At 75.0% G+C, this 8,339-nt stretch carries 8 protein-coding genes; 6 read left to right on the top strand and 2 right to left on the bottom strand.

Annotation, left to right across the window (positions count from 1 at the left end; translation table 11 throughout):
- On the bottom strand, positions 1–645 hold a 645-nt coding region (locus KPF47_RS00330), incomplete at its 3' end, for an aminotransferase class V-fold PLP-dependent enzyme (protein ID WP_224386204.1).
- A gap of 107 nt (positions 646–752) precedes the next feature.
- On the opposite strand from KPF47_RS00330, the gene KPF47_RS38310 reads away from it, so the two are divergent.
- From KPF47_RS38310 to KPF47_RS00355, 5 genes are all read left to right on the top strand, one after another.
- A complete protein-coding gene (locus KPF47_RS38310; protein ID WP_255658844.1) occupies positions 753–1,232 on the top strand; it encodes an Ig-like domain-containing protein in 480 nt (159 codons plus the stop codon).
- Positions 1,217–2,080, top strand: coding sequence for a L,D-transpeptidase (locus KPF47_RS38315; RefSeq protein WP_308015277.1), 864 nt, complete (start codon positions 1,217–1,219; stop codon positions 2,078–2,080). Before KPF47_RS38310 ends, KPF47_RS38315 begins: the two co-directional genes overlap by 16 nt.
- A gap of 135 nt (positions 2,081–2,215) precedes the next feature.
- Positions 2,216–2,656, top strand: coding sequence for a tautomerase family protein (locus KPF47_RS00345; protein WP_224386205.1), 441 nt, complete (start codon positions 2,216–2,218; stop codon positions 2,654–2,656).
- 77 nt (positions 2,657–2,733) lie between these two features.
- Positions 2,734–3,351 carry a TetR/AcrR family transcriptional regulator gene (locus KPF47_RS00350; RefSeq protein WP_224386206.1) on the top strand — a complete coding sequence of 206 codons (618 nt, stop codon included), beginning with the start codon at positions 2,734–2,736 and terminating at the stop codon, positions 3,349–3,351.
- 89 nt (positions 3,352–3,440) lie between these two features.
- Positions 3,441–5,225 carry an MFS transporter gene (locus tag KPF47_RS00355; protein ID WP_224386207.1) on the top strand — a complete coding sequence of 595 codons (1,785 nt, stop codon included), beginning with the start codon at positions 3,441–3,443 and terminating at the stop codon, positions 5,223–5,225.
- Between the two features lie 213 nt (positions 5,226–5,438).
- On the opposite strand, the gene KPF47_RS00360 is transcribed toward KPF47_RS00355, so the two are convergent.
- Positions 5,439–7,043 carry an AMP-binding protein gene (locus KPF47_RS00360; RefSeq protein WP_224386208.1) on the bottom strand — a complete coding sequence of 535 codons (1,605 nt, stop codon included), beginning with the start codon at positions 7,041–7,043 and terminating at the stop codon, positions 5,439–5,441.
- A gap of 228 nt (positions 7,044–7,271) precedes the next feature.
- Between KPF47_RS00360 and KPF47_RS00365 the strand changes: the two genes are divergently transcribed.
- A partial coding sequence (locus KPF47_RS00365) for an acyl-CoA dehydrogenase family protein (RefSeq protein WP_224386209.1) occupies positions 7,272–8,339 on the top strand: 1,068 nt, incomplete at its 3' end.

The raw sequence follows: 8,339 nt of genomic DNA on the forward strand, positions 1-8,339 counted from the left end.
CCGCCAGGTCGACCCCGTGCGCCATGGAAGCTGTCCCCGATGGACCTCGCCTCGCTCGACAAGTGGGACGCCTACGACCATGAACAACGCGCCGGCGGCGTGCACGGCCCCGGCGATCGCCGGCAGGTCGGGACGGGTCCCGACCAGGTTCGACGCCCCGGTGACCGCGACCAGGCGGGTGCGGTCGGACAGCAGCGGCGCCACGTCGTCGAGCTCGGTGGTCGCGGGGTCGAAGTCCAGCCACCGCACCGTCACCCCGGCGGCCTGCGCGGCGCTCACCCAGGGACGGATGTTCGCATCGTGGTCGAGCCGGGTCACGACGATCTCGTCGCCCGGTGACCAGGTCGCGGACAGCGTGCGGGCGAGGTCGAAGGTCAGGGCGGTCATGCTGCGCCCGAACACGATCCCGCGCGGGTCCACGCCGAGGAGGTCGGCCATGGCGGAGCGGGCGCCGAGCACGATCGCGTCGGCGGCGCGCTCCCCGCTGGTGACCGTCCCACGGTTGGCCAGCGGGGAGGTCATGGCGGCCGCCACCGCCCCCGCGACCGCGTCGGGGACCTGGGAGCCACCGGGCCCGTCGAAGTGGGCGATCCCGGCGCGCAGGGCGGGGAAACGGCTGCGGACGGCGGCGACGTCGTAGCTCATGGCCGAACCCTGTCACGCCGGTGCTCCGGACGCGCCCGGGCAACGATCACATGTCACCGGGGTGTCGTACCGCCCGTGTGGGTGACATGCGGGCCATGATCCCCGCCATGTCGAGGTCCTGGGAGCGTTCGCGCGGGCGGCACACCCGACGCCGGCGGCGGCGTTCGGTGCACCGGCGCACCTGGACGGTGCTCGCGACCACCCTGGTCGCCCTGGTGGTCCTGCTCGCGGGCGGGACCGCCGCGCTGGCCGGGGGCCGGGTCGGGGACACCGTGGGCGGCGGCGGCGGCTCGCTGGCCCGCAACCTCGCCGGCGCCGTCGACCGCCTGCGGCCCGCCCCGGCCGTGCCGCCCGCACCACCGGTGCCCGAGGTCCTCACCAGCACCCCGGGCGGCCCCGGCCCGGTCGCCCCGCGTGGCCCGGTCCGCACCGGCGTCAGCACCGGGACCCTCGACGGCGTCGCGCTCACCGCCGACTCCGGCGACGGGCCGGTCACCGTCCCCGGCACCCTGTCCCCCGACGGCCGCACCTGGACCGCCGCGGAGCCGCTGGAGTTCGCCACCACCTACCGGTGGTCGGGCACCTGAGTGCTGGGCCCGCAGGACCGGCGCCCGGTACCGGCGGCGCCGTTCAGCACCGTCGACCCGGACGACACGGTCGAGGCCACGATGAACATCGGGACGGCGGCGAGGTCGGCGTCGGCGCCCCGGTGGTGCTGCGGTTCGGCGAGACGCTCCCCGACGAGGCGAAGGCCGCCGTCGAGCGGCAGCTGAGCGTCACCGCGTCGCGGACGGTCGAGGGCGCCTGGGCGTGGCTGCCCGACACCGCCGAGGGCTCGCGGGTGCACTACCGCCCGAGGTCCTACTGGCCCGCGCACACGCGGGTCCACGTGCGGGGTGCGCTGCGCGGGCTCGACCTGGGCGGGGGCACCTACGTGACCGACGACCTGGACCGGACCTTCACCGTCGGGCGCAGCCAGGTCGTGAAGGCCGACACCCGCAGCCACGCGATCGTCGTCGTCCGCGACGGCGCGGAGGTCGCCCGCTACGACGCCTCCTACGGGCTGGAGTCCGACCCTCGCCGGGTGACCCGCTCGGGGGTGCACGTGGTGATGGCCAAGTCGGAGAAGGTGCTGATGAGCAACCCCGACTACGGCTACGTCGACGAGCCGCAGTTCTGGGCGGTCCGGATCTCCAACAACGGCGAGTTCATCCACGCCAACCCCGCCTCGTCGTGGGCCCAGGGCAACCGCAACGTCAGCCACGGCTGCATCAACCTGTCCACACGGGACGCGAAGGAGTTCTTCGCGAGCGCCGTGTTCGGCGACCCGGTCGAGGTGACCGGCAGCTCGCAGCCGCTGACCGCGGCCGACGGCGACCTCTACGACTGGTCGATCCCCTGGGACGAGTGGCGCTCGCTGAGCGCACTGTCCTGACCCCCGCACGCGGACGAGCGCTCCCGGGAGCCGGGCCGCCCGACGACAGCGCGGCACGTCGTGACGGACCGTCTGGTCCGGGACCGATCGGTCCGTTAAGCTCCCCGGGACCCTGCAACGACGGAAAGGCCTCCCATGCCCCTCTGGACCGTCCACCACAGCGCCGACTGCCTCGACCCCGACGACCGGCGGATCCTGGCCGAGGGCATCACCGGCATCTACTCGATGCTGCCGCCGTTCTACGTCGGCGTGGTGTTCCAGGCCGCCGAACCCGGTGCGCTGTTCATCGGCGGGGTCCCCCGGGAGCGGTCCGTGCGGATCCAGGTGGACCACATCGCCCGGACCCTGCCCGACGCGTCCGCGCGCGACCGCCTGATCGGCCGGGTCCGCGACCTGCTGACCCCCTTCATGGCCGAGCGGTCGCTGGACTGGGAGCTCCACGTCGACGAGACCTCCCGGGAGCTCTGGCTCATCCAGGGGCTGCGCCCGCCGGGGCCGGGGACCCCCGGCGAGCGCCTGTGGGCCGAGCGCGGCGCGCCGGTCCCCCTCGACGACGTCGTCACGAGCGGTCCCTGATGCCGGCTCCCGGGGCCGGACCGGCCACTTCCGGCACGACGCCACGAACGGACCGATCGGTCCGCTATCATCGCCGGATGGCTCGCACGCCCGCCCCGGGCACCCGGGAACGCATCCTCGCGACCGCGTCGCGGTTGTTCTACGCGCACGGGGTCCGCGCGGTCGGGATGAACCGGATCATCAGCGAGGCCGGCACCGGGAAGAACCTGCTCTACCAGCACTTCACCACCAAGGACGACCTGGTCGCGGGCTACCTCGGCCGGGTCCGTGAGCGCCGGGTGGACGCGATCCACCGGGCCCTCGACGCGGCGGGCGACGACCCGCGCGACCGGCTCGTGGCCCTGGTCGGCGAGCTCGGCGACCTGGTGACCCGCACGGGCTCGCGGGGGTGCGCCTTCCGCAACTACCTCGTCGAGTTCCCCGACGACTCCCCCGCCGGTTCCACGGACGGCGCGGACACCTCCGTCGGGGCCGGCACACCGGCCACCCTCGCCCGGGAACACCTGGCGGAGGTACGCGCGGTCATCGACGGACTGGTCGGGGAGCTCGGGACCGACGACCCCGACCGGCTCGCCGACGAGCTCTGCCTGGTCGTCGACGGGCTGTTCATGCAGGCCGCCCACCGCGACCCGGACGGTCTCCGGCGCGGCGCCGACACCGCCGTGCGCCTCACCCGGCGCCTCGTCGGGGCCTGACCACCCGCCCCGTCGCCCGGTGCCGCCCGGCCCGCCCGCCCTGCCCGCCCGTCGGACCGGACCGATCAGTCCGTATCGAGAGGACCGCCATGCCCGCCCCCCGGCCCGGTGTCGTCCTGCTGATCACGTCGGCGGCGGCGTTCCTGTCGAGCCTCGACCTGTTCATCGTCAACATCGCCTTCCCCGACATCCGCGCCTCGTTCCCCGGCACCGACCTCGGGCAGATGTCGTGGATCCTCAACGGCTACACCGTGGTGTTCGCGGCGTTCCTCGCCCTCGCCGGGCGGCTCGCCGACCGCTTCGGGCACAAGCGGGTCTTCCTGGTCGGGCTCGCCGTGTTCACCCTCGCCTCGGTCGCCTGCGCGGTGGCGCCGAGCGTGGTGCTGCTGGTCGCGGCGCGGGCGGTGCAGGCCGTGGGAGCGGCCTTCGTCATGCCCACCTCGCTGTCGCTGCTGCTCGCCGCGTACCCGGCCGAGCACCGCAGCCGCGCCGTCGGCGCGTGGGCCTCGATCGGCGCCGTCGCCGCGGCGCTCGGTCCGCCCCTGGGCGGGCTGCTCGTGCAGGCGTCGTGGCACTGGGTGTTCCTGGTGAACGTGCCGATCGGGCTCGCGGCGCTGCTGGCCGGGGCGCGGGCGCTGCGCGAGTCCGACGTCGCACGGACCGGGATGCCCGACCTGCTCGGCGCACTGGCCCTGATCCTGGGCATCGGCGCGCTCGCCTACGCCCTGGTCCGCGCCCCGGACGACGGGTGGCTCTCGGCGGAGGTCCTCACCGCCACCGGGATCGCGGTCCTCGGGCTGGTCGCGGTCGTGCTGCGGTCGCGACGGCACGCCGTCCCGGCCCTGGACCTCGCCGTCGTCCGGGTGCCGGCCGTCGGCCTCGCCGCGCTGACGATGGTGGCCTTCACCTGCGGGTTCGCCGGGATGCTGGTCGTCAACGTGCTCTACCTGACCGGGACCTGGGGCTGGACGGCGCAGCTCGCGGGCCTGGCGCTCGCGCCCGGGCCGATGGTCGTGGTCGTCGTCTCGCGGCTCGCCGGGCGGCTGTCGGCGCGGATCGGGATCGGTGCGACGGCGGCGCTCGGCGCCCTGGCCTTCGCGGCCGGGCCGGTCTGGTGGCTGCTCCACCTGGGCCGCACGCCCGACTACGGCGTGGGCATGCTCCCCGGGCAGCTGCTCACCGGGCTCGGCGTCGGGCTGATCCTGCCCACGCTCTCGTCCGTGGTCGGCTCCGCGCTGCCCGCCCCGCAGTGGGGCTCGGGCTCGTCGCTGATCAACACCGCCCGGCAGGTCGGGTCGGTGCTGGGCGTGGCCCTGCTCGTCTCGGTGATCGGTGCGCACACCACCGGGCTGCCGTCGGAGTTCGGCTCGGTCCGGGCCGGATGGGTGCTCCTGACGGGGTCGGCCGTGGTCGCCGCGCTCCTCGCACTCGTGCTCGCCGCCGCCGAACGACGGCCGGCTCCGGCGACCGGGGGCGCGGACACCACGGGCGACGCCGCCGTCGACCCCGCGGCCGGGACCGCCGTGGGCGCCGCCGTGGACGCCCGCGTCGCGGTGGCCGCCCACGCCGACGGCCGGACACCCGGTACCTCGCCGGTGGTGCGTGGCATCGTCCGGGACGGCCGGGGTCGGCCGCTGGCCGGTGCGGTCGGCACGGTGATCGACGCCGGCGGCGCCGAGCTGGCCCGGGCGGTGACCGGACCCGACGGGCGGCTCGCCGTCCCGGTGGACGGCTCCCGGGTGGCGCCGGGGACGCACGTGGTCCTCGTGGTCACCGAGGCGGGTCATCACCCGCGTGCCCACCGGGTGCCACTGGGTGGTGAGGCGGCCCTGTCGCTGGTGCGGCGGGACGCGCCGGCGGCCGACCCGCTCTGACCCGGTCCCGGTCCGGCCTCCCGGGGGACCGGTCCGGCCTCCCCGGGGGGACCGGTCCGGGGGCGTCGACGCGGGCGCGCGGGGCGCCTGCGTCGCCGGCACCGCGCGTCGCTGTGAGGGCCCGTGGCGCACAGCCGGTGTCCGCGGCGCCGGGCCGGTCCGTTCCGGTCCCGCGCAGCACCGGCGGGACCGCCGCGGGGGGCCGCGGCGCGGCTACCGGATCCGGCGCTCCTCCCCCGCCCACGCCTCGTCGCGCAGGACGAACTTCTGGATCTTCCCGGTCGAGGTCTTCGGGAGTTCGGCGAAGGTGACCCGCTTCGGTGCCTTGAACCGCGCCAGCCGGCCCCGGACGTGCTCGACGATCTCGTCCTCGGTGGCGCTCGCCCCCTCGCGCAGGGTCACCCAGGCCGCGGGGACCTCGCCCCACCGCTCGTCCGGGACGGCGATCACCGCGACCTCCAGGACGGCCAGGTGGTCGGCGATGGCCTGTTCCACCTCGACGCTGGCGATGTTCTCCCCGCCGGAGATGATCACGTCCTTGGAGCGGTCGCGGAGCTCGACGTAGCCGTCGGGGTGCATGACGCCGATGTCCCCGGTGCGGAACCAGCCGTCCGGCGCGGCGTCGCGGGTGGCCTGGTCGTCGTCCAGGTAGCCGAGCATGACGTTGTTGCCGCGCAGCGCGATCTGCCCGGTGGTCCGCCCGTCGCCCGGGACGTCGGCGCCGTCGGCGTCGATCACCCGGACGGCGCAGGCGATCATGTTCCCGACGCCCTGCCGGGCCTTCATCCGCGCCCGCGCGTCGGCGTCGAGGTCGTTCCACTCCGGGCGCCAGTCGCAGATCATCGCCGGACCGAAGGTCTCGGTGAGCCCGTAGAGGTGGGTCACCTCGAACCCGAGCTCGGCCATCCGGCGCAGGATGGCCGGGCTCGGCGGCGCTCCCCCGGTCGCGACGGCCACCGGCGTCTCCACCGGCCCGGCCTCCGGGGCGTAGGCGATCATCGACAGCACGGTCGGGGCCCCGTTGAGGTGGGTGACACCCTGCTCGCGCACGAGCTGCCAGATCCGGGACGGTTCGACCTTCGGCAGGCAGACGTGCGTGGCGGCGGCCGCGGTGACCGCCCACGGGAAGCACCAGCCGTTGCAGTGGAACATCGGCAGCGTCCACAGGTGCACCGACGACGCGGTCAGCCCGGTGTGCCCGACCATCGCCAGTGCCTGCAGGTAGGCACCCCGGTGGTGGTACATCACGCCCTTCGGGTTCCCGGTGGTCCCGGACGTGTAGTTGATCGACAGCAGGCCGCGCTCGTCGCCCGGCCGCACCGCGGTGGGCTCCCCCTGCTCGACGAGGCGCTCGTAGTCCGGGCCGACCCGCACGGTGTGCGGCGGGGTGTCGAGGCGGGCGGTGACCTCGGCGACGAGGTCGTCGAACACCGGGTCGGCCACCAGCACCGAGGCGCGGGAGTGCTCCAGGATGTAGGCGACCTCGCCCGCCGACAGCCGGGTGTTGACCGCGACCAGCGCCGCGCCCGACCAGGGGACCGCGTGCGCCGCCTCCAGCCCGACGTGGGTGTTCGGCACGAGCACCGCGACCGGGCGCCCGCCGTGCAGCGCGGCGAGCGAGCCCGCCAGTCGCCGGCAGCGGTCCCGGAACTCGGTGTAGGTGAACCGCAGGTCACCGTCGACGACCGCGACCCGGTCCCCGTGCGCCGCCGCGGCCCGGTCGAGGAACGCCGTGGGCGTCAGCGGCTCGTAGGACAGGTCCACCAGATCGGCCGGGACACCCGCCGGGTGGGTGGGGACGGGAGCCTCGTCGGTCATCCCCCGAGCCTCCCCGGCGACGCGGACCGGCGCAATCGCCGCGTCGGCCCGGTGGTCCGCCGCCGCACGTCGATCCGCCGCCCGCTCAGTGATCCGATCCCCGCCCGGTGATCCGCTCCCTGCGTGCGTCCGGACGCACCCGGGGAGCGGATCACCGCGCGCACCGTCGATCACCGGCCGGTCGGCGGCCGGACGGCGGCCGGACGGCGGCCCTGTCGCCGTGGCTCGGTGCTGGGTTACGTTCGCCGTGGCAACGAGGCTCGTCGGGAGGCGGACGCGATGGCGTGGGACTTCAGCACCGATCCGGAGTTCGAGGAGAAGCTGAAGTGGATGCGCGGCTTCGTCCGCGACGAGATCATCCCGCTGGAGACGCTCGACCTGGACCGGGAGACCTTCGCCCGGATCACCGCCCCGCTCCAGGAGCAGGTCAAGGAGCAGGGCCTGTGGGCGGCGCACCTGCCCCCGGAGCTCGGCGGCGGCGGGTTCGGGCAGGTCTCGCTCGGGCTGATGCACGAGATCCTGGGCCAGTGCCGCTACGCGCCGGGTGTGTTCGGCAACCAGGCGCCCGACTCGGGCAACGCCGAGCTGCTCGCGATCGGCGGATCGCCGGAGCAGAAGGAGCGCTGGATGCACCCGCTGCTGCGCGGCGAGCTGCGGTCCTGCTTCTCGATGACCGAGCCCGGCGCCGGCGCGGACCCGACGATGCTGTCCACCCGGGCCGTGCGCGACGGCGACGACTACGTCATCAATGGCCACAAGTGGTTCTCCTCGAACGCCACCGGCTCGGACTTCCTCATCGCGATGGTGGTGACCGACCCGGACGCACCGCCGTACCAGCGCGCGTCGATGATCATCGTCCCGACCGACACCCCCGGACTCGACGTCGCCCGCGACATCCCGGTGATGGACCACCCCGAGATCGGCGGCGAGATCTACGGTGGTCACGCCGAGGTCCTCTACCGCGACGTCCGGGTGCCGGCGACGAACCTCGTCGGCAGCCCCGGTGACGGTTTCCGGCTCGCCCAGCAGCGGCTCGGCCCGGGACGCATCCACCACGCCATGCGCTGGCTCGGCCAGTCCCGGCGGGCGTTCGACATGCTCTGCGAGCGCGCCGTGTCGAGGACGGCGAGCGGGACCCGCCTCGCGGACAAGCAGATGGTGCAGGACATGGTCGCGCAGTCGGCGGCGGACATGGCCGCGGCGCGGCTGCTGACCCTGCACGCCGCGTGGACGATGGACCAGGTCGGCGCGTCGAACGCCCGGATCGAGATCGGGATGATCAAGTACTGGGGCGCG

Origin of the sequence: Pseudonocardia sp. ICBG1293 (assembly GCF_020131355.1) — a bacterium.
In the GTDB taxonomy this organism is placed as follows: domain Bacteria; phylum Actinomycetota; class Actinomycetes; order Mycobacteriales; family Pseudonocardiaceae; genus Pseudonocardia.

Bases quoted from the DNA above. Each gene is read 5' to 3' on its own strand.
- KPF47_RS38310 (WP_255658844.1), top strand. From the start codon at position 753: ATGTCGAGGTCCTGGGAGCGTTCGCGCGGGCGGCACACCCGACGCCGG.
- KPF47_RS00345 (WP_224386205.1), top strand. From the start codon at position 2,216: ATGCCCCTCTGGACCGTCCACCACAGCGCCGACTGCCTCGACCCCGAC.
- KPF47_RS00350 (WP_224386206.1), top strand. From the start codon at position 2,734: ATGGCTCGCACGCCCGCCCCGGGCACCCGGGAACGCATCCTCGCGACC.
- KPF47_RS00355 (WP_224386207.1), top strand. From the start codon at position 3,441: ATGCCCGCCCCCCGGCCCGGTGTCGTCCTGCTGATCACGTCGGCGGCG.
- KPF47_RS00360 (WP_224386208.1), bottom strand. From the start codon at position 7,043: ATGACCGACGAGGCTCCCGTCCCCACCCACCCGGCGGGTGTCCCGGCC.